24 protein-coding genes are annotated in these 19626 nt (G+C 58.8%); 13 read left to right on the top strand and 11 right to left on the bottom strand.

Going from position 1 to position 19626, the window contains the following annotated elements:
* The first annotated feature begins 148 nt into the window (after positions 1-148).
* The 4 genes from ACRZ95_RS17265 (at position 149) to aspS (ending at position 4396) form a co-directional block, all read left to right on the top strand.
* Complete coding sequence (locus ACRZ95_RS17265) at positions 149-1276, top strand: aminodeoxychorismate synthase component I (protein WP_170680402.1); 1128 nt, start codon at positions 149-151, stop codon at positions 1274-1276.
* Positions 1231-1875, top strand: coding sequence for an aminotransferase class IV family protein (locus tag ACRZ95_RS17260; protein WP_170680404.1), 645 nt, complete (start codon positions 1231-1233; stop codon positions 1873-1875). The genes ACRZ95_RS17265 and ACRZ95_RS17260 overlap by 46 nt, the downstream gene beginning before the upstream one ends.
* Positions 1872-2543 carry a CPBP family intramembrane glutamic endopeptidase gene (locus tag ACRZ95_RS17255; RefSeq protein ID WP_170680406.1) on the top strand — a complete coding sequence of 224 codons (672 nt, stop codon included), beginning with the start codon at positions 1872-1874 and terminating at the stop codon, positions 2541-2543. Before ACRZ95_RS17260 ends, ACRZ95_RS17255 begins: the two co-directional genes overlap by 4 nt.
* A 77-nt stretch (positions 2544-2620) precedes the next feature.
* On the top strand, positions 2621-4396 hold the full coding sequence (aspS, locus tag ACRZ95_RS17250; RefSeq protein WP_170680408.1) for an aspartate--tRNA ligase: 1776 nt from the start codon (positions 2621-2623) through the stop codon (positions 4394-4396).
* 425 nt (positions 4397-4821) lie between these two features.
* Here the strand turns inward: aspS and ACRZ95_RS17245 are convergent, their stop codons facing one another.
* Entirely contained in the window at positions 4822-5538 is a 717-nt protein-coding gene (locus ACRZ95_RS17245) for a response regulator (RefSeq protein ID WP_170680410.1), read from the bottom strand.
* A 135-nt stretch (positions 5539-5673) separates the two neighbouring features.
* Here ACRZ95_RS17245 and mce point away from each other — a divergent pair, with 135 nt between their 5' ends.
* Entirely contained in the window at positions 5674-6078 is a 405-nt protein-coding gene (gene mce, locus ACRZ95_RS17240) for a methylmalonyl-CoA epimerase (RefSeq protein ID WP_170374728.1), read from the top strand.
* Between the two features lie 21 nt (positions 6079-6099).
* Positions 6100-6372 carry a DUF1467 family protein gene (locus ACRZ95_RS17235; RefSeq protein ID WP_170374730.1) on the top strand — a complete coding sequence of 91 codons (273 nt, stop codon included), beginning with the start codon at positions 6100-6102 and terminating at the stop codon, positions 6370-6372.
* Positions 6373-6374: 2 nt separating this feature from the next.
* Here the strand turns inward: ACRZ95_RS17235 and ACRZ95_RS17230 are convergent, their stop codons facing one another.
* The 3 genes from ACRZ95_RS17230 to ACRZ95_RS17220 all read right to left on the bottom strand — a co-directional run bounded on the left by ACRZ95_RS17230 (position 6375) and on the right by ACRZ95_RS17220 (position 8069).
* On the bottom strand, positions 6375-7067 hold the full coding sequence (locus ACRZ95_RS17230; RefSeq protein WP_170680412.1) for an EI24 domain-containing protein: 693 nt from the start codon (positions 7065-7067) through the stop codon (positions 6375-6377).
* Complete coding sequence (locus ACRZ95_RS17225; RefSeq protein WP_170643121.1) at positions 7064-7642, bottom strand: nitroreductase family protein; 579 nt, start codon at positions 7640-7642, stop codon at positions 7064-7066. Before ACRZ95_RS17225 ends, ACRZ95_RS17230 begins: the two co-directional genes overlap by 4 nt.
* A 187-nt stretch (positions 7643-7829) precedes the next feature.
* The gene (locus ACRZ95_RS17220; RefSeq protein ID WP_170460576.1) at positions 7830-8069 is read right to left on the bottom strand and encodes a hypothetical protein; all 240 of its coding nucleotides are present in this window, start codon (positions 8067-8069) and stop codon (positions 7830-7832) included.
* A gap of 120 nt (positions 8070-8189) precedes the next feature.
* Between ACRZ95_RS17220 and ACRZ95_RS17215 the strand changes: the two genes are divergently transcribed.
* The 4 genes from ACRZ95_RS17215 (at position 8190) to ACRZ95_RS17200 (ending at position 9860) form a co-directional block, all read left to right on the top strand.
* Entirely contained in the window at positions 8190-8891 is a 702-nt protein-coding gene (locus tag ACRZ95_RS17215) for a M48 family metallopeptidase (RefSeq protein ID WP_170643120.1), read from the top strand.
* Complete coding sequence (locus ACRZ95_RS17210; protein WP_170480391.1) at positions 8888-9256, top strand: YigZ family protein; 369 nt, start codon at positions 8888-8890, stop codon at positions 9254-9256. Before ACRZ95_RS17215 ends, ACRZ95_RS17210 begins: the two co-directional genes overlap by 4 nt.
* Before the next feature lie 68 nt (positions 9257-9324).
* Positions 9325-9576: a DUF6455 family protein gene (locus ACRZ95_RS17205; protein WP_170468242.1), complete on the top strand. Its 252-nt coding sequence runs from the start codon at positions 9325-9327 to the stop codon at positions 9574-9576.
* 14 nt (positions 9577-9590) lie between these two features.
* A complete protein-coding gene (locus ACRZ95_RS17200; protein ID WP_170468240.1) occupies positions 9591-9860 on the top strand; it encodes a DUF6455 family protein in 270 nt (89 codons plus the stop codon).
* A gap of 23 nt (positions 9861-9883) precedes the next feature.
* Here ACRZ95_RS17200 and ACRZ95_RS17195 read toward each other — a convergent pair whose 3' ends face one another.
* Positions 9884-10126: a CDGSH iron-sulfur domain-containing protein gene (locus tag ACRZ95_RS17195; protein WP_170374744.1), complete on the bottom strand. Its 243-nt coding sequence runs from the start codon at positions 10124-10126 to the stop codon at positions 9884-9886.
* Positions 10127-10355: 229 nt separating this feature from the next.
* Here ACRZ95_RS17195 and ACRZ95_RS17190 point away from each other — a divergent pair, with 229 nt between their 5' ends.
* Together ACRZ95_RS17190 and ACRZ95_RS17185 are read left to right on the top strand one after the other, a co-directional pair.
* On the top strand, positions 10356-10541 hold the full coding sequence (locus ACRZ95_RS17190; RefSeq protein WP_425085163.1) for a hypothetical protein: 186 nt from the start codon (positions 10356-10358) through the stop codon (positions 10539-10541).
* A 139-nt stretch (positions 10542-10680) separates the two neighbouring features.
* On the top strand, positions 10681-11037 hold the full coding sequence (locus ACRZ95_RS17185; protein ID WP_170555825.1) for a diacylglycerol kinase: 357 nt from the start codon (positions 10681-10683) through the stop codon (positions 11035-11037).
* Between the two features lie 36 nt (positions 11038-11073).
* On the opposite strand, the gene ACRZ95_RS17180 is transcribed toward ACRZ95_RS17185, so the two are convergent.
* Positions 11074-11397 (bottom strand): hypothetical protein, encoded by a 324-nt coding sequence (locus ACRZ95_RS17180; protein WP_170680414.1) that lies wholly within the window; start codon positions 11395-11397, stop codon positions 11074-11076.
* A 118-nt stretch (positions 11398-11515) separates the two neighbouring features.
* A complete protein-coding gene (rimO, locus tag ACRZ95_RS17175; RefSeq protein ID WP_170680416.1) occupies positions 11516-12904 on the bottom strand; it encodes a 30S ribosomal protein S12 methylthiotransferase RimO in 1389 nt (462 codons plus the stop codon).
* Between the two features lie 97 nt (positions 12905-13001).
* On the opposite strand from rimO, the gene ACRZ95_RS17170 reads away from it, so the two are divergent.
* The gene (locus ACRZ95_RS17170) at positions 13002-14945 is read left to right on the top strand and encodes an AsmA family protein (RefSeq protein WP_170680419.1); all 1944 of its coding nucleotides are present in this window, start codon (positions 13002-13004) and stop codon (positions 14943-14945) included.
* 28 nt (positions 14946-14973) lie between these two features.
* Here ACRZ95_RS17170 and ACRZ95_RS17165 read toward each other — a convergent pair whose 3' ends face one another.
* The 4 genes from ACRZ95_RS17165 to ACRZ95_RS17150 are packed head-to-tail and all read right to left on the bottom strand — an operon-like array spanning position 14974 to position 19530.
* Positions 14974-16470 carry a phosphomannomutase/phosphoglucomutase gene (locus tag ACRZ95_RS17165; protein WP_170680421.1) on the bottom strand — a complete coding sequence of 499 codons (1497 nt, stop codon included), beginning with the start codon at positions 16468-16470 and terminating at the stop codon, positions 14974-14976.
* A 15-nt stretch (positions 16471-16485) separates the two neighbouring features.
* Positions 16486-17319 carry a 3-deoxy-8-phosphooctulonate synthase gene (kdsA, locus tag ACRZ95_RS17160; protein ID WP_170680423.1) on the bottom strand — a complete coding sequence of 278 codons (834 nt, stop codon included), beginning with the start codon at positions 17317-17319 and terminating at the stop codon, positions 16486-16488.
* 5 nt (positions 17320-17324) lie between these two features.
* Entirely contained in the window at positions 17325-18893 is a 1569-nt protein-coding gene (locus ACRZ95_RS17155; protein WP_170680425.1) for a capsule biosynthesis protein, read from the bottom strand.
* On the bottom strand, positions 18871-19530 hold the full coding sequence (locus ACRZ95_RS17150) for an ATP-binding cassette domain-containing protein (RefSeq protein WP_170460627.1): 660 nt from the start codon (positions 19528-19530) through the stop codon (positions 18871-18873). The genes ACRZ95_RS17155 and ACRZ95_RS17150 overlap by 23 nt, the downstream gene beginning before the upstream one ends.
* Positions 19531-19626 lie beyond the last annotated feature (96 nt).

Here is a 19626-nt window from a genome sequence, read left to right as displayed (position 1 = left end):
AGGGCACCGCCCCAGCGCCCAAATTGTCCTGCGTTATAGGGACCGCGCGAAAAGGTGCAAGAGGTATCGGGAACAGAGGTGAAATTGCCGCTTTCCCCCCTTTCCCTTGGCAGAGTATTCTCTATATCGCGCATCACGGCTTATGAGGATGCACTTGCGTATTCGTTTTGATCAGGGACCTGCCGGTCCGGGAACCCGGTTCGACCGGCCATCCCACATCATCCGGGCGGATGCCGCGGACGAGGTGCCACAGGCGTTGGCGGCCCTCGATGACGCGCGCGCGGCGGGTAGTTGGCTGGCTGGTTATGCCAGCTATGAGCTGGGCTATGTGCTGGAACCTCGGCTGCTTGGTTTGTTGCCTCGTGAACGGAAACTGCCGCTGCTGTGTTTCGGCGTCTATGACGCACCGGATCAAGGCGCGCTACCCAAAGCGCAAGGCGGCGTATCCGCGTTTCAGCCGCGTTGGGATGAAGCACGCTACAGTCAGGCCTTCCGGGCAGTGCATGATGCTATCGGGGCAGGGGATATTTATCAGGCGAACCTGACCTTCCCGATTGATCTGCAGGTCGATGGGGAGAGCGCGGCGCTCTACGCGGCGCTGACGTCCGGCCAACCGGTCGGCCACGGAGCACTGGTTCAACAGGACGGTCTGCCGGACCTTCTAAGCCGCTCGCCCGAGCTGTTCTTCCGCACGGATGAGACTGGCCGGATCGAAACGCGGCCCATGAAGGGCACCCAACCGCGCAGTGAGGACATGGCAGAAGATGCCCGCCGCCGCAACTTCCTGTCCTCGGATGAGAAGAACCGGGCCGAGAACCTGATGATCGTTGACCTGCTGCGCAACGATATCAGCCGCGTGGCGCTGCCCGGTTCGGTTCACGTGCCCGAGCTGTTCAAGGTCGAAACCTATGCTACGGTGCATCAGATGGTCTCGCTGGTGCGGGCGCAGCTGCAGGTCGGGGCCGGGCTGTCCGACATCATCACGGCTCTGTTCCCTTGTGGTTCCATCACCGGCGCGCCCAAGATCCGTGCGATGGAGATCCTGTCCGAGCTGGAGCCCTGGGCGCGTGATATCTATTGCGGAACCATCGGCTGGGCCGCGCCGGATGGCCGGTCGGAATTCAACGTCGCCATCCGCACACTGATGATGGACGATGGAAACGCCACCCTGAATGTCGGCGGCGGCGTGGTTTGGGACAGCACAGCCCCATCTGAATACGAGGAGGCCCTATGGAAAGCCCGCTTCGCCCACCAGTTGAGCCTGATTTCCGCCTGATCGAAACCCTTGGCTTTCAACCCGATCAGGGCTTCGTGCGGCGTGATCGGCACCTTGACCGCATGGCGCGCACGGCAAAGGACTTGGCGCTGTCCTTCGACCGCAATGCGGCGCTTGCGATATTTTCCGGCGTTACCAGCGATGCCCCCTTGCGGTGTCGGTTGACCATGGATGTCCACGGAGGCTTTGACCTGACCGCGGCCGCGTTAGCTGGCAACCCTGAGATCTGGCGGTTGGGGATTTCTCAGACCCGGCTGAACTCAGACGACATATGGTTGCAGCACAAAACCACGCGCCGCGTGGTTTATGATACTGCCCGAGCCTCCCTGCCGGATGGCATTGACGAGCTGCTGTTCTTCAACGAGCGGGAAGAGCTGTGCGAAGGAACCATCACCAATCTGTTCATTGAAAGGCCGGACGGGCGCAGGCTTACGCCTCCTGTGTCCTGCGGTCTTTTGCCGGGCATTCTGCGCGAACAGCTTTTGGAGGAGGGTTGGGCCGAGGCCGTTCTAACCATGAATGATCTGAGTTCCGCCAAGGCGATTTATATGGGCAACTCTCTGCGCGGTCTAATCCCCGCAAATATGGTGGCGCTATGAGCAACGACAGCGCATTGGACCACCGCCCGGTGGCGATTGGGCGTCTGCGGCTTGAATTCGGTGCGTTCTTTGTTGCGGTCCCTCTGCTGATTGCAGTCCTGTTCCCGCCCAACTGGATGTTCCCGGCCTTGTTCGCATTCACTGGGCTGGGCATTGTCCTCTTGCATGCCACACCGGGCTTCCAATGGGCCGAACTTCGCTACAATTGGGCAAACTGGTCGGTCCGCGAACTGGCCGCTTTCACGGCTGCTACAGCACTGTTCTGCACGGCGCTGATCTACCTAACCCGCCCGGACGCCGCCTTTTTCCTTTTGATGCACCGGCCCGAGATGCTGGCGTTTATCTGGGTCGGCTATCCGCTACTGTCTGCGCTACCGCAAGAGCTGTTGTTCCGCCCGCTGTTTTACCGCCGCTACCATGGGATCCTACCTGACGGCCACAAGGCCGACCTCCTGAACGCGGCCATCTTTTCCTTCGCCCATCTGATGTACTGGAGCTGGATCGTCGCCGTCATGACTTTTGTTGGCGGCCTGCTGTTTAGCTGGGCCTATCGCAAACGAGGGTCCTTCTTCTACGCGGTGTTGTTGCACGCGATTGCGGGGAATATCATTTTTGCCGTGGGCCTGGGCGTGTATTTCTATTCCGGCAACGTTCAAAGGCCGTTTTGACGGCGCGACCCGCCTTGACTTTCCAAGCCTGACAGGGTGTATCGGCGCGACGAATTCTGCGCCCGAAGGGATATTCCATGCACGCCTATCGCAGCCACACCTGCGCCGCTCTGACCGCCGCCAATGTCGGTGAAACCGTCCGCCTGTCCGGTTGGGTGCATCGGGTCCGAGATCATGGCGGCGTGCTGTTCATCGACCTGCGCGACCATTTCGGTGTGACACAAGTTCTCTGCGATGGCGACAGCGCGGCATTTGCCGAGCTTGAAAAAGTTCGCTCGGAATGGTGTATCCGCATCGACGGCACCGTCAAAGCGCGTGACGCCGATTTGGTGAACCCGAAACTGCCAACTGGCGAGATCGAGGTTTACGTGCGTGAGCTTGAGGTTCTGGGTGCCGCCGACGAACTGCCGCTGATGGTGTTCGGCGATCAGGAATACCCCGAGGAAACCCGCCTGCGCTATCGCTACCTCGACCTGCGCCGCGAGGCGATGCAGCAGAACATGACCCTGCGCTCGGACGTTGTGGCCTCGATGCGTCGCCGCATGTGGGATCAGGGCTTCCGTGAATATCAGACGCCGATCATCACCGCCTCGTCGCCCGAAGGCGCGCGTGACTTTCTGGTGCCCTCGCGCCTGCACCCGGGCAAGTTCTATGCACTGCCGCAAGCGCCGCAGCAGTTCAAGCAGCTGATCATGGTGTCTGGCTTCGACAAATACTTCCAGATCGCGCCATGTTTCCGTGACGAAGACCCGCGAGCGGACCGGTCGCCCACCGATTTCTACCAGCTTGACCTTGAGATGTCGTTTGTCGAACAGCAGGATGTGTTCGACACCATCCAGCCCGTTTTGACCGGCGTGTTCGAAGAGTTCGGTGGCGGCCGCAAGGTCGATCAGGAATGGCCTCAGATTTCCTACAAGGATGCGGCCCTGTGGTACGGCTCCGACAAGCCCGACCTGCGGAACCCTATCAAAATGCAAGTGGTCTCCGACCACTTCCGCGGTTCTGGCTTCGCGATTTTCGCAAAGCTGTTGGAGCAGGAAGGCACCGAAATCCGCGCCATCCCCGCGCCGACTGGCGGCAGCCGCAAGTTCTGCGACCGTATGAACGCTTTCGCCCAGAAAGAAGGTCTGCCCGGCATGGGCTACATCTTCTGGCGCGATCAGGGCGATGGGATGGAGGCCGCTGGCCCGCTTGCCAAGAACATCGGTCCCGAGCGGACCGAGGCGATCCGTCAGCAACTGGGTCTGGGTGTCGGCGATGCGGCGTTCTTCCTGGGTGGCAAGCCGAAAACCTTTGAAAAGGTCGCGGGCAAGGCGCGCGATGTGATCGGCGATGAGCTGGGCCTGACCGAGAAAGATCGTTTCGCCTTTGCTTGGATCGTGGATTTCCCGATCTACGAGCAGGACGAGGAAACCGGCGCGATCGACTTTGAACACAACCCGTTCTCGATGCCGCAGGGCGGTATGGAGGCGCTGAACGGCGATCCTCTGAACGTGCGCGGCTATCAGTACGATCTGGCTTGTAACGGGTATGAGCTAGTCTCGGGCGCGATCCGGAACCACAAGCCAGAAATCATGCTGAAAGCCTTTGAGCTGGCGGGCTATGGTGAGGACGAAGTGAAATCCCGCTTTGGTGCCCTTTTCAACGCGTTCCACTACGGCGCGCCGCCACACGGTGGTTGTGCCGCGGGCATCGACCGGATCGTGATGCTGCTGGCGGATGAAGCCAACATTCGCGAGGTCATGATGTTCCCGATGAACCAACGCGCCGAAGATTTGATGATGGATGCGCCGTCCGAGCCAAGCTCGGATCAATTGATGGAGCTGGGGCTTCGCATTATCCCGCAGGATTAAAGAAACAGCCGCCCGCTTCAAGCGGGCGGTTTGCTTTTGAGGGGGTGAAACAAGGCTTTAAGTGCGTATAACCTGATCGCGTTGATCACCGAGGCAAGAATGCGTTTGTGTTTCGATTCTGTCTCGTTACCTCAATCCCCTAATATGCTTGTGACATTCTCGGGACGGTGGTGCCGCTCAATGCTTCAAGCAAACCTGACCTAGATCGCTTCGGGTTAAACCTGTGACACGAATACCCTGCCACGCATTCAGCGTTCTCGGGACATTCGTGTCACTTGATGATTCAGGTAAAACCCGAAACGCTTTAGTCCAGAGGATTGGCTACCCCGACCCGTTTCGCCCGGATGGCCCGAGCCGAGCTGCGGGCCTGTCGGTACATCCACAAACACAACAAAGATGCGGTGATGAAATAGGCGGTTACCAATTCAGATAGCCTCTTTCTGCTGCAATCTGTCTTGAACGATCCCGGCAACCTGCGCGGCGCGTGCGGTGATCGGCGTGCCCTCGGAGCGCGAAGCTGCAAGGTCCTTTGCCGCCTTGATCAAGACCAGATCATTGGCCTCACGCGCGACGCTGCCGAGAAACTGGGCTGCATAGTCCAGCGTGCGGTGATCATTCGGACTGGCCAGCACATCGGCGATATGGGCCATGTCGTCCTGATAGGCGAGGGGATCTGGATGGATCTGCTCATCCCGGACCGCGTGTAGTTCGCTGGGGCGGCGGTTTTCGGGCAGCAGTTCGAGAATGGTTCTTTGAAAGAAGGCCATGGATTTGATTGGCTTGTCCAGAAATCCATCTGCCCCGGCCTGCATCGCCTTTTCGCGGATGCAGTCATCGCCGGACATACCAATGATGACACCGATCCGAGGGGTGGCCTGCGCCAGTTCGGCAATCAGATCAGCGCCCGAGCCATCTGGCAGCCCCATATCCACGACGATGATCGAGGGGCGATAGATCTGCAGGTGACGCCGTGCCGATTTCAGGCAATCTGCACGCCGGATCCGCGCGCCGCTATGCAGGCACATCAGGCGGATCACATCGCAGGAATATCGGCTGTCTTCGACAACCAGAATGGTCTGTCCCCGCAACGGTCGGGTCGCGGTGGGTGTGGCAATGGTGGTCAATGGTCCCGAATCGTCCATGGCAGCTCTCCTATCCAGCAGATGCCTCACGCTATGAACTTCTGGCTAACACAGGGTTAACGGGCAATTTGGCGCACTTGTCCTTTGACCGGGCAGCCCCCATAACCCAAGCAATGCAGGACAGAGGAGACTATCATGATTGGACGCCTGAACCACGTTGCCATCGCCGTTCCGGACCTTGAGGCCGCATCGGATCAATACCGCAATGCGCTGGGCGCCAAGGTGGGCGCGCCTCAGGATGAACCCGATCATGGTGTGACGGTTGTTTTCATCGAACTGCCCAACACGAAGATCGAGCTTCTGTACCCGCTGGGTGATGACAGCCCGATCAACGGATTTCTGGAAAAGAACCCCGCCGGAGGTATCCACCACGTTTGCTATGAGGTCGACGATATCATCGCCGCACGTGACCACCTGAAGGAAACCGGCGCGCGCGTCCTGGGCTCGGGTGAACCCAAGATCGGTGCCCATGGCAAACCCGTGTTGTTCCTGCACCCCAAGGATTTCAATGGTTGCCTGGTCGAGTTGGAACAGGTGTAACGCCAGCCCGGAGGGCCTGACATGACTATCACTGCCGCTTTGGTTCTGTTTGCCGTCATCTGGTTCATGACGCTGCTGATCGTTCTGCCTATCCGTATCAAGACGCAGGGCGATCTGGGGGATATCGTTCCGGGCACCCATGCGGGTGCGCCGGAAGAGCATCACATGAAAAAGAAGATGTGGATCACCACCGGCATTTCGATCGTTCTGTGGGCGATCATAGCCGGGATCATCCTATCAGGCGCGATTTCGGTGCGCGACTTCGACTGGTTGAACCAGTTAGAGCCGCGCTGACCTCAGGTGTTCGAAAGCTTGTGGTAGATATGGGTGAACGTGGCCGCCCCGAGGATCGGGATCACCAGGTTTACCAAAGGAACGGAAAGCGGGATCGCCATCAGCGTTCCTGCAGCCCAGATTGTGGTGACGTGTTTGGCGCGTAGCTTGCGTGCCCCGTCACGGCCCAAGCGGCGCATGGCGGCCAGCGTAAAGTACTCTCGACCCAGCAGAAATCCGTTCATCGCCCAGAAAATGAAGGGCGCGAAGGGTGGGAAGATCGCGTAGAGGATCAGTGCCAGAATATTGGCTAGGATCAGCACGCCTAAAAAGCCCAACCCATCCATGATGGCCTCGGATACCGGTATCCTTGGAGCCTTGGGCAGGGTTGGATAGTGCTTGTCCTCAACGGCCTGCGCCACGTCCTCGAGAAAAATTGAGGTGATGGCCGAGGCGACCGGCACCATTAAGAACACCGGCAACACCAGCACCAGAAAAATGCCCGAGTAATTCAGCACGTCGTTCAACCACGACACCGTGCCGACAAATGGCAATGATATCTCGTTTCCAGACAGTGAATTGATGAACCAGATCGCGCCCGCGCAGGCGAGGATCAATAACAGAATCGTCAGACCGATACCCCGAAACAGGACAGAGCGGAATTTTGGGTCTCCGATCTGACCCAGCGCGGCAAAAAACGCGTTGAGGATGATCATTCCGCGACCCATTCCGTCAGGGCGGCAACATCGGGCCGAGGGCGCTCGGGCGGGGCGCTGCCTTCCGTGGCGATGTGAATCAAGCCCGCGACGCTTTCATTGTCGGCGAGACCAAATGCTTTCTGGCAGAAGGCACGGTCATGGGTTTGCCAGCCGGACAGCCAGTTGGCGCCCCATCCTGCGGCCAATGCCGCGTTCAACAGCGCCAGACAGACCGCGCCCGCCGAATAGGTCTGTTCGATGGCCGGGATTTTCTCGGACGGTTTCTGAACCTCGATCACGGCTACAGCCAGATGTCCCAAGTCGAACTGGCTGCGCGCCTTTGCAATGTCTTCGGGGCTTTTGCCCAAAGCGGTGCCGCAGTCCTCGGTCAGGCTGGCCAGACGCGCCATGGCGCCGTTTTCCAACACAATGAACCGCCAAGGCTCAAGCTTGCCATGATCAGGGCTGCGCGCGGCTGCGGTCAGCAGCGGCAACAGCTCATCCCGCGTCGGAGCCGGGGCGATCAGCGTTTTTGCAGGGCGAGAGCGGCGCACCTGCAGAAATTCCAGCGCGGCGGGGTTTTTCAGGGACATATGTTAACTTCCTTTACATCAGCGGTTTGTATTTTGGTTGCCACGGCTTGGGTTTCAAGGGGCAGGACAAGTTCGCTGGGTCTTTTCTGGCCGGACGGTGGGGCCTACGGAAAAGGGGTTTGAATGGCTACATTTGGGATATCTAAGGCATCGGCGTGTCGCCGTCCATGCGCGCGCTATCGGAGCCTTAATCCTGCGTTTCGCGAATCTGATAGACGCCTTCGGGCAGATCCAGCGCGGCTGCCAGATCACGCACCTGTTCAGGCGACAGTGTTATTTTCTGGACCTCACCGGTGCGGGGATCGAATTGCTCCAACGTCACGCATTCCGCGAAGCTGTTGATGACAACGTCCTCGTTCAAAGGCTTGTCGCCTTCATCCACCAGAGTAATCACCGTCGAGTCGAATTCATGCTCAATCGAAAACATGAGTTCAGAGTGCGCGCGACCGCCTCGCAATGCAAGCCGTTTGGGCGCGATCCGGGTATGGTCGTGCCGTCATGCGCGCGCTATGTTCCCTTTAAGGCCTGACCGCTTGAAGGAAACCTGATGCGTCGACTTATTCTTCTGGTGATTGCACTGTTTCTGTCAGCATGCAGCGCGGAAACCCTGCGTGAGCAGTCCGTCGCCGAGTGGGAGGCCTCGGAAGCGCCCGTGACTGTTGAGACCTTCCGGGAAGTGAGCCAGGCAATCGGTGACGAAGCACGCGCGCAATGTTTGCGTACCTCAAAGGGGCAGAACTGCGACTTCCGAATTCTGGTAGACTTGAACCCCAAAGCTCCGGCCAATGCGTTTCAGACGCTGGACGACAAAAACCAGCCGGTGATCATTTTTACCCGCTCGATGATCCAGTCGGCCCAAAACGCGGATGAACTGGCCTTTGTCATGGGCCATGAGGCGGCGCATCACGTTCTGAGTCATATCGCCCGTCAAAGCGAAAACGCAAGCGCCAGCGCCGCGAAATTCGGAGATCTGGCGCGGCTGCGTGGCGGCACCGATGCAGAGATTGAAGAGGCGCAGAAACTGGGTGCTAAAGTGGGCGTGCAGGCCTATGTCCAGACCTTCGAGCTTGAGGCCGATCAACTGGGTACCATCATTACCTATAATGCCGGATATAACCCTCTGGTCGGTGCCAAGTATTTCGACCGCATTCCGGATCCCGCTGACAAGTTCCTCAGCACACATCCGCCCAACGCGCAGCGCGTGCAGATCGTTCAGCAAACGGCTCGGCAACTTGGATTGACCCAATGACGGATGTGCTGCGGATGGGGGTCGTCCTGACGGATCGGGGCTCGAAATACGCGGTGTCGGGCGCGCATGTCGAATCGCGGGCCGAGATTGACGCGGTGCTGGACGCGCTGCGTTCGGACAAAAGCTATGCCAAGGCCACGCATAATACATGGGCGGCGGTTTTGCCGACTGGCGGGCTAAAGGCCGATGATGGCGAAAGCGGCGCTGGCATGGTGATCCTACGTATGTTGGAGCGTGAGGGGCTGCGCAATCACGTGATCATCGTCACCCGCTGGTATGGCGGCAAGAAATTGGGCGGAGACCGCTTTCGTCGCGTTCAGGACGCCACGCGTGCCTACCTGGACCGGATCAGCGCCCCAACTTGACCTGAATCAAAGTCCTTTGGCCCATGCTTGCTACCCTGTTTGACAGCGCGACAGGGAAAGGACGCAACATGCCCAGCCTGAAATCACTGCGATTGCATGCCGGTTTGGTGGACGACATGGCAAACATGCTGGATGTCGATCTGGAGGAAGCCACGATCCGGGGCGATGTGTCTCTGGACCAGCTCTCAGAGGCGGTACTGCGCTGCACCGATTGCCCCAATCCCGACAATTGCCAAACGCTGTTGGCTCAAGCATCGTCTCTAAGCCGGACCCCTGAATACTGCCGCAACAAAGACTTGCTGCACAAACTGATGCCCTAGAGCGGGTTAGTGGGATGCCGCATCTGGGAAACATCATGACCCATTTCCGTCTGGTCCTGCGCATGGGGCAGACAACCGGCGCAGACCTTGTTCACGCGCATCGGTCCGGCAAGCTCAGCCAAGAGGAATGGGCCGAGATGATCCAGTTCTGCCGGGGGTGCTCATCTGCGCAGGATTGCCCCGAATGGATGGATCGGCAGGCCGCGGGCACAGACGCACCGCAGACCTGTCCGAATCGGGCGAAATTTGCCGCGCTCAAGGCCGCGCAAACTGAACAGGCCTGAAGTCTCAGGACCTGAAATGCCTTTCAGAGCTTTGAATGCGATCCGTCGCACAGGGGTTGCTTGGACGTATGTTTGCACCCGCAGAAGAACACCTTTTTGCTGGCCTCGGCGGTATATTTGACCGGCTCGAACGTGCTGCCTTTGTGGGAGCCATCGCAGAAAGGTTGCCGCTTAGACTGGCCGCAGGAGCACCAGAAATAGCTTTTCCCTTCTTCGACCTCGACAGGAATGGGCGAGTCTTGGGCGATGGTCGGCGATTGAGACATTTGGCTACTCCGTCCTTTGGCTGATGTCTGAAAAAAGTCTAGGGTTATGTTTCGAAAAAGGTAGCCTGTCTTGGCGAGTAGGTCGCAATTTGCCGGTCATGCTGGCATGGAATCGCTGCGTTTCACGGTTTTGTGATTGATTCTGTTGCCAGATTGCTTGTCAGCCCGTATTCTGGTCGTGGCCCCGAAAATTGGGCAATATCAGAAAAGTAATAAAGGAATGATGGACATGAAACTGAAGTTTGCCGCCGTTGGTGCGTTTGCTCTGATCCTGACTGCCTGTGCGCAGCAGGAAGAACCGACCCCAGTATACGTTCAGCCGAGCTATGATAAAGCTGGCACACCAAGCTGCCCGGGCGGGTATCAGCTGGCAACAACCGAAGCAGGCCAGACTGTCTGTGACCCGATACAATAAAGGTTTTGCAGGCGGCCCCGATGCGGGCCGTCTGCACATCCAACGGAGTGGATACCGCCCTTGGGGCGGTTTTTTCTTGCCCATTGCACTGCGCTTGCCAACCCTTCAGAACGGCACGAAAGCAATCGCCCGAGGACCCATGCTCAATTTCTTTTCCCGCCTAAAGGACCGCACCAAATGGAGCTGGCAAGGATTGGTCGCCACCTGGCGGGAGGAGTACTCCTTTCGCGTTTGGGGCTATGCCAACCTGATCTCGGCGGTGCTTGCTGTGTGGCTGCCGATCAGCGGGGTCGAGCGTGCGTTGATCCTTGTCATGGGCGTCCTCGTGCTCGTGGCCGAGCTGTTCAACACGGCCATCGAGCGGGCGGTCGACTATACCTCGACCGACCATCATCCGCTGGCGGGACAGGCCAAAGATGCTGCGAGCGCAGCTGTTGCATTGACAGCGATTGCCGCTGGGATTGCCTGGGCCGTAGCGCTGATCGGCCTGATCTAGACCGCCTTAAGCTACGCTTTAAACGCCGTGGAGCGCTCAGCGAAACTTGCGATGTATCCTGTGGCGCAGACCAAATGATCTGTGTTTCAGATGCCGCGGCCTGTGATGCTTGAGAACCAGTTTACGACGCGGATGCAGGACACGCTTGCCCAGTTTGACCTTGTGTTTGAGGACCGGAGCCGCGTGATGCCGGTGAACAAAGTGTTTGCTGCGCGTGTAAATCACCAGCTTGTTGCCACCGACTGACAAGATCGTGACCGCGCCGCTATGCGCGTGCTGCGCCGCGACCGGAGGCGCCAGCATCATGGCCGCCACCGCCAGCAATTTGAAATGCGATGAAATCTTCGGAAACCGAAACATGAAACCCTCCAACCCGTGTCGAGTTCAGCATCGCGGCTTTGGCGGGCAAGCGCCAATAAACTCGGCTCACGCTTGCCCCAACTTATTTGTAGTTGTCAGATCATAGGGTTAGGGGTGTTCAAACCCGTTTGCCCCACAAGTCATACTCACCCGCTTCATCGACCTCGACCGTAACGAGGTCTCCGGGTTTGAGGGTTTCGAACCCCTCATCAATGAAAAGGTTGCCGTCAATCTCGGGCGCGTCGGCCTTGGTTCGGCAGGTGGCGGCCTCGTCATCGACCTCATCCACGATGACCTGGAGGGTCTGACCGACCTTGGCTTCCAGTTTGGCTTCAGAGATCGCCTGCGCTTTCTCCATGAAACGGTCCCATCGGTTCTGCTTGACCTCAGGGGCCACATGATCGGGCAGATCGTTCGAGCGCGCGCCATCAACGTTTTCGTACTGAAAACAGCCAACACGATCCAATTGCGCTTCGTCCATCCAGTCCAGCAGGGTCTGGAATTCAGCCTCGGTCTCGCCCGGATAGCCGACGATAAAGGTCGAGCGCAGAGTGATGTCCGGGCAGATCTCGCGCCAGGCTTTGATCTCATCGAGTGTTTTGGCGGCTGCGGCCGGACGGGCCATGCGCTTCAGCACATCCGGGTGCGCATGCTGAAAGGGGATATCCAGATAGGGCAGCACGTTGCAGCCCGCATCTGCCATCAGCGGGATCAACTCGCGCACATGCGGGTAGGGGTAGACATAGTGTAGCCGAATCCAGGCATCGAGCTGCCCCAATTCGCGCGCCAGATCGGTGATATGGCTGCGCACCTCGCGGTCCTTCCACGGGTTCACATCGTATTTCCGGTCCAACCCATAGGCCGAGGTATCCTGACTGATCACTAGCAACTCGCGCACGCCGTTGTCGACCAGCTTTTCGGCCTCGCGCAGCACCGCATGGGCCGGACGGCTGACGAGCTTGCCGCGCATGTCGGGGATGATGCAGAACTTGCACTTGTGGTTACAGCCCTCCGAGATCTTGAGATAGCTATAATGCCGCGGAGTCAGCTGCACCGAGCTGGCGGGCAACAGGTCCACGAATGGGTCCGGATCAGGCGGCACCGCCACATGAACTGCGTCTAGAACCTGCTCGTATTGATGCGGGCCGGTGACCGCCATGATGCGCGGGTGGTGTTCCCGGATATAGTCCGGCTCTGCCCCCAGACAGCCAGTAACGATGACCTTGCCGTTTTCGACAAGAGCCTCGCCGATGGCGTCCAGAGATTCGGCCTTGGCGCTGTCCAGAAACCCGCAGGTGTTCACAATCACGGCATCGGCCCCGGAATAATCGGGTGAAATGCCGTACCCTTCGGCGCGCAGCCTGGTCAGGATGCGCTCGCTGTCTACCAGCGCTTTGGGGCAGCCCAATGAGACCATACCAATGGTCGGCTGGCCTGAACGCGGCGTGTCGGTGATCCGGGCAGACGGGGCAAGGTCGGGGCGGAGGTTTGGCGGATTGCTACTCATGCGGCCGCATATAGTTTGGATTGGTTCCCCTTGCAAATGCAGCCGTGGGTTTGAATGATACCAAAAACACAAGCCAAAAAAGGCGGAGAGCAGTTCGATGAAATGGCTGATACGTACCCTGTTCATCTTGGTGGCCGTTGTGGGCCTTGTCGTGGGCGCGCTTTTGTTGATGCCCGGCGACAAGCTGGGGGCGCTTCTGGCTGAACAGGTCAAGGCGGAAACGGGGCGTGAGCTGACCTTCTCGGGCGATGTGTCGATCTCATTCTGGCCCGTTCTGGGCCTCGAAACCGGGCCGGTCACCTTCGGCAACGCTGATTGGGCGGGGTCTGAGCCGATGCTGAGCGCTGAAAGCCTGTCTTTCGGTGTGGATGCGGCGGCGCTGTGGGCCGGCGAGATCCGGATCAAACGGGTCTTTGCCGACAGCCCGGTTCTGCGGCTGGAATATGCCAACGGGCGCGGAAATTGGGAGCTGACCGCAACTACGGCCGCCACGACAGGTGGAGGAACAGCGCCCGCGCCTCAGGCGACGCAACCGATCACGCTCGACCGGCTGGAACTCAGCAACGCGCGCCTGATCTTTGTCGAAAACGGCGCGACCAAGTGGAATTTCCGGGACGTAAACCTCTCGGCGCAATGGCCGGATGTCTCGGCCCCGATGATCATGGAGGCTAATATGGCCGTGCCCGGTGGCACTGTTCAGGTAAATCTGAAACTGCCTGATCTTCCAGCCTTTGCCTCGGGCGGCGCGGCACCTCTGGTGCTTTCGATGACAGTGCCGGGCGGGCGTATCGCCTTCAACGGGCGGGCCACCATCGAAGGAGAGATGGACGGCAAGACCGAAGTCAAGACCAGCAATACCGACGCCATGCTGGCCGCGTTCGGGCAGGCGGGTGTGTCGGTGCCCAATGGTCTGGGGCGTGTGGCAGACGTGTCGGGGCAGATGACTTACACGCGGGACGGTCGCATCTCTTTGCGAGACATGACCGCCGTGTTGGATCACAACCGGTTTGATGGCGAGGCCGATATCGTGATTTCAGACCCTCCGCAGATCACAGCCCGGTTGCGGGCGGGGGATTTGGATTTTTCAACCTTTGCAGACACCGTCGATACAGGATCCGGAGGTGGAGGGGCCTCTGCCAGCGACGGGTGGTCGACGACACACATCGACGCGTCGGCGCTGGGTTTGGCAAACGGTTCGATTCGATTGACCGCGTCCTCCATCGCCGTGCCGGACATGACGCTTGGACAAAGCGACCTGACGCTCAACCTCGACCGGTCGCGTGCGGTTCTGAAAATGCAGCCCGCGACCCTGTTTTCCGGGCAGTTAAACGGTCAGGTGGTGGCCAATAATCGCAACGGCCTATCCGTCGGTGGAAATTTCAAAGCCGAAGGGATCAATGTGCAGCAGGCCCTGTCAACGCTCGGAGGGGTTGAACGGCTGACGGGCACGGCTTCGGCTTCGCTGGAGTTTCTGGGCGTGGGGCAGACCGAAGATGCAATCATGCGGTCGCTGTCTGGGAAGGGAGATATTGCGGTCGGGAAAGGCGTGATCTCCGGCTTCGATCTGAACCGGCTGATGGGGCGCGGCGAAGGGTCCGGAGGGACCACGGTGTTCAACAGCCTGACGGCCAGTTTCACCATGGATGGCGGCAATCTGACGAATAACGACCTGCTCATGTCGCTGGATAATTTCAGGGCAGATGGCGCGGGACGCGTCGGGATCGGCGCGCGCGATATCGACTATCTGTTCACGCCGGTCGCCCTGCGCGCCAATTCAGGCGAAGGGATCGCCGTGCCGGTGCGCATCGTCGGTCCGTGGAGCGACCCTTCGATCCGCCCTGACCTGACAAAGGTCATCGAGGCAGCGGCAGAAGGAAAGCTGAAAGATCTGGAAAACGACGCCAAAACCAAGGTTCTGGAAAAGGTCGGAGGAGAGCTGGACTCGACCATCACAGACACTGATCAAATCGAAGAAGTGCTGAAGGACAAGCTAGAAAAAGAAGCCAAGAAAGGTTTGCTCAAGCTGTTCGGAGGGGATTGATTGGGGCGCGCATCGACGCCCCTTTCCTTTAGATCGTTTGGTCGTAGTCGCCGACACCCGGCTCGGTCCGGATGACAGCATCGATGTCGGCAAAAATCGCCCGCATCTCTGCTTCGCTTTCGCTGCTTTCGCAGACAACCACCAGATTGGGGGTGTTCGACGAGGCTCGCACTAAGCCCCAGCTGCCATTATCCAGAATGACACGTGCACCGTTGACGGTGACGACCTCTTTGATCGCGCGGCCCGCGAAGCTATTGCCTGCGTCGGCCTTGGCGACCAGCTTGTCCACGAGGCGCTGCAGGATATCGTATTTCTCGGTATCCGCCGCGTAGGGCGACATGGTCGGGGTGGACCACGTCTTGGGCAGGGCCTTGCGCAGGTCGGACATGCTCTGACCCGGGTTGCGGTCCATCAATTTGCAGATTTCCACCGCAACGCGCATCCCGCAGTCATATCCGCGCCCAACAGGCTCGGCGAGGAAGTAGTGGCCGGATTTCTCAAACCCTGCGAGGGCTCCGATCTCTTTGACCCGGCGTTTCATATGGCTGTGGCCGGTTTTCCAGTAATCTGCCTTGACGCCAAGGGCCTGAAGTTCCGGGTCGCTGGCAAACAGGCCGGTTGATTTTACGTCGGCCACGAAGGTCGCGCCGGGATGCAGCTTGGCCAGATCACGCGCCATGATGACACCGACCTTGTCGGCAAAGATCTCTTCGCCCTCGTCATCAACCACACCGCAGCGATCGCCGTCGCCGTCAAATCCCAAGGCCAGATCGGCACCGCTGGATTTCACCGCATCCGCCATGTCATGCAACATCTCCATGGCTTCGGGGTTCGGGTTGTAGTTCGGGAATGTGTAGTCGAGTTCGGTGTGGCTGGGCACAACCTCAACACCGATCCGCTCAAAAATCTCGGGTGCAAATGCCGAGGCAGTGCCATTACCCGTGGCGCAAACCACCTTAAGCGGGCGGGACATTTTGAAATCACCGACCAGATCGTCGATATAGGCCTCTTTAACGCCATCGACGAATTCATACGAGCCGCCCTCACGCGCCACTGTCTCGCCATTCAGCACAATGTCGCGCAGCTCGGACATCTCATCCGGGCCGTGGGTCAGCGGTCGGTCGAAACCCATTTTAACCCCGGTCCAGCCGTTTGGGTTATGGCTGGCGGTGACCATCGCCACCGCCGGAACATCCAGATGGAACTGCGCGAAATAAGCCATTGGGCTGAGGGCAGGGCCGATGTCCTTCACCTGAATACCCGCCTGCATCAGGCCGAGGATCAACGCGTTTTTGATGGCCAGAGAATAGTCGCGGTAGTCATTGCCAACCGCAATGACCGGCGCGATGCCGCGTTTGTGCATCTGAGTACCGATCCCAAGACCAAGGGCGGTCATGCCCGGCAGGTTGATCGCATCAGGGTACTTCCAGCGTGCATCATATTCGCGGAACCCGGTGGGTTTAATCATCGGGTCGCGCAGAAAGCTCCAGGTGTTTGGGGTCACCTCGGGAATGGGTTTGGTCATAACTGGTCTCAATCGTTAAATCTGAATCGGGTTCGCTTTGGCCAGCGCATCAAAACGCATCAATGTGTCAACAAGATGGGGCATCTGATCCAAAGGGATCATGTTGGGGCCATCAGACGGTGCTGTGTCGGGGTCCTGATGCGTTTCGATGAACACCGCTCCGATCCCCAGCGATACGGCGGCGCGCGCCATCACCGGCGCAAATTCGCGCTGCCCACCCGAGGAGCCACCTTTGCCACCGGGCTGTTGCACCGAATGGGTCGCGTCCATCACGACCGGATAGCCCGTCTTCGCCATTTGCGGCAGGCCCCGCATATCGGCCACCAGAGTATTGTACCCGAACGAGGTTCCACGTTCCGTCAGGAGGATATTCTGGTTCCCGGTGCTTTCGATCTTGTCGACGATGTTGCCCATTTCCCAGGGGGCGAGAAACTGACCTTTCTTGACGTTCACAGCCTTGCCCGTTGCGCCCGCCGCCAAAAGCATATCGGTCTGGCGACACAGAAAAGCTGGGATCTGCAGAATATCGACGGCGTCAGCCGCGATGGCGCATTGGGCTTCGGTGTGGACATCGGTCAGCACCGGAATGCCCATGGTGCTGCGAATGTCATCCAGAATCTTCAGCCCCGCATCAATCCCCATGCCACGCTTGCCGGACAAAGAGGTTCGGTTCGCCTTGTCGTAAGACGCCTTGAATACATACTGCGCCCCGGCCGCGTCGCAGGCTTCTTTCATGGCGCCCGCAATCATCTGGGCATGGTCTGCCGTCTCAAGCTGGCAAGGGCCGGCAATGATAGTCAGCGGAAGGTCGTTGCCGACCGTCAGGTCGGAGATTTTTACATGTTTCATATGTCTTACGAGGATACCTGTTCACGAAGGACCGACGCGGTAAGCGAGATCATCAGGTAGATACCAGCAAACAACAGGAAAGCCAAAATCGTATTTTCGAACTTTCGGGGATAGGTCGGATCCTGCGCTTCAACGGGGTTCACCGAAACGGTCAGGTACCGCACCTTGCGGTTCGCTTCGGATCGCGTGGTTTCCATTTGTTGCATTGCCGTTTGCAGCATCATGTCACGCGCCGCCAGATCGGCCTGCGCCATCTGGATTCGAACGCTCAACCGCGCCAGCGAGTTTTCGCCTGCGGATGCGTCCAGCATCTCGGCGTTCAACTCGGCTAGGACCACTTCCAAGCGGGCGATATCGGCACTGACTCCATCGACCTTGGCTTGGTTTGGTCGGCGGTTGTCCTGCAGGGCGGCCAGTTCCAGCTCTTTATCCTGAATGGCGACCTCGATCTCATTGATCCGACCGCGAAGACCAGCGATGACGTTTTCAGGGTCCAGCAAGGCACCCTGCAGCTGCAACTCGATCAATGCTTCCTGCGCCTTGCGCCGCTCTGACTGCGCCGCCTCGAACCCTTCCCGCGCATCGCGCATCTGATCCTCGCGCTTAAGGCCGGACAGGCTGTTGATCCGCTCTTCCGCGTAAGAGATCAGGCGTTGCGACAGTTCGACAGCGATTTCAGGTTCGGGGGCAGCGACTTCCATACGGACGATCCCGTCGCTTGGGTCATATCCGATGGTCACCATACGTTTATACAGCTTGTGGGTGTCTTCCAGACTGGCGTCCTGAGGCAGCCTCTGGATCGGGTCGATCCATTCCTGTTTGAAGATCTGGGAAAAGCCCATGTCCCGTTCCAGACGCTCTAATGCGTCCTTGGATTCGAGAAACTCTTGGGTGGAAACTGAATCCTGCGCGGTTGCATATTGGGTTCCGCTCAACAGGCCGCCAATTGTTCCGCCACCGCCGTCCGCTTGCAGGATCGAAAAGGCCGAATCGCTGGCATACATCGGCGTTGCCTCGCGATAGAAATAGTAGCCAACCACAAAAGTGGGCAGAAAGACGAACACCGCAAGCCGCGCGAACAACGCCGCCAGTTTCTTTTTTCGGCGGAGCGCGATGTCCTTCTGGATCTGACCGATTTCGCGATCGCGCCGCTCGGCCGGGCTCATCTCAGGTCCGGGTAGGGTCTGAGGAGCCTCGCTCACCGGTTGCGGCAACTGGACGGGTGCCGTTTCGTCACTCTCCGTTTTCGCCGAAGCATTGGCCGAGGCAAGCTCCAGCAGATTGCTGCGCCGGAATGGATCAATGCCCTTCTTGCGTAGCAGGCGTACCGCGTCATAGTCCGAGGTCGCGGCCAGTCCGTGTTTGCTGGCCAGACGCCGGGCGATGCGCAATTGCCGACCGGTCAGGCCTTCGCGCTTGATATCGTCCAGCTCGGCCCCGGGCTGCGTTTCGCCTGACGAGGCCTGCGTGGCGCTGCGAATGCGCGCCATGGCGTCCGAGCGGGCCTCGGGCGAGGTGTCTGATTGCGCCTTGTGGCGCCAGTTGTATTTTCTAACCTTGGGTTTCGTAGTCATATAACTGCTTTGCCTCTTCCAAGGTTTCAAACATGCGCAGTTGACCATCCACCAGAACGGCCGCCTGTTTCACGAATTTTTCAAGCGTTGCGGGGCTGTGCGACACGATGACCAGCGTTGTCGTGCGCAGCCTTTCCTGCAGGATCGCGCCGGCCTTATGGTTGAATTCCACATCCGTGGACGCCGGCATGCCCTCATCAATCAGGTACATGTCGAAGTCCAGTGCCAGCATCAGCGCAAAGGTGAATCTGGCCTTCATTCCCGAAGAATAGGTGGCCAGAGGCTGGTTGAAATACTCGCCAAGACCGCACAGCCAGCTGCAGTAGGCTTCGACATAGTCGGGGTCCATTCCGTAGATTTTGGCGATATAGCGTGCGTTCTCCAATGCAGACATCTTCGAGGAGACACCACCGGTAAACCCCATCGGGAAAGACACTTTGCACTCACGCCGGATGACCCCTTCATCGGGCTTTTCCAAACCCGCCATCATATTGATCAGAGTGGTTTTTCCCGTCCCGTTCGGCGCAAGCACGCCAAGCGAGGTTCCGAGTTCGACGCGGAAAGAAGCCCGGTCGAGGATCACCTTGCGGCGCGTCCCCGTCCAGAAGGATTTACTGACATTCTCGAACTCAAGCATGCTTGGCCTGCTGCTCAATCCTTTGGTTTGATCGCTCTTTTTGGTGAGCGTTTGGATGCGAAGTCTATCGTTTCATGTTGGCTACATTATGTCGAA

It is taken from the genome of Ruegeria sp. AI3, assembly GCF_056541245.1.
Note: the sequence above shows the minus strand (reverse complement) of the source record. Positions and strands in the feature narration are given on the sequence as shown.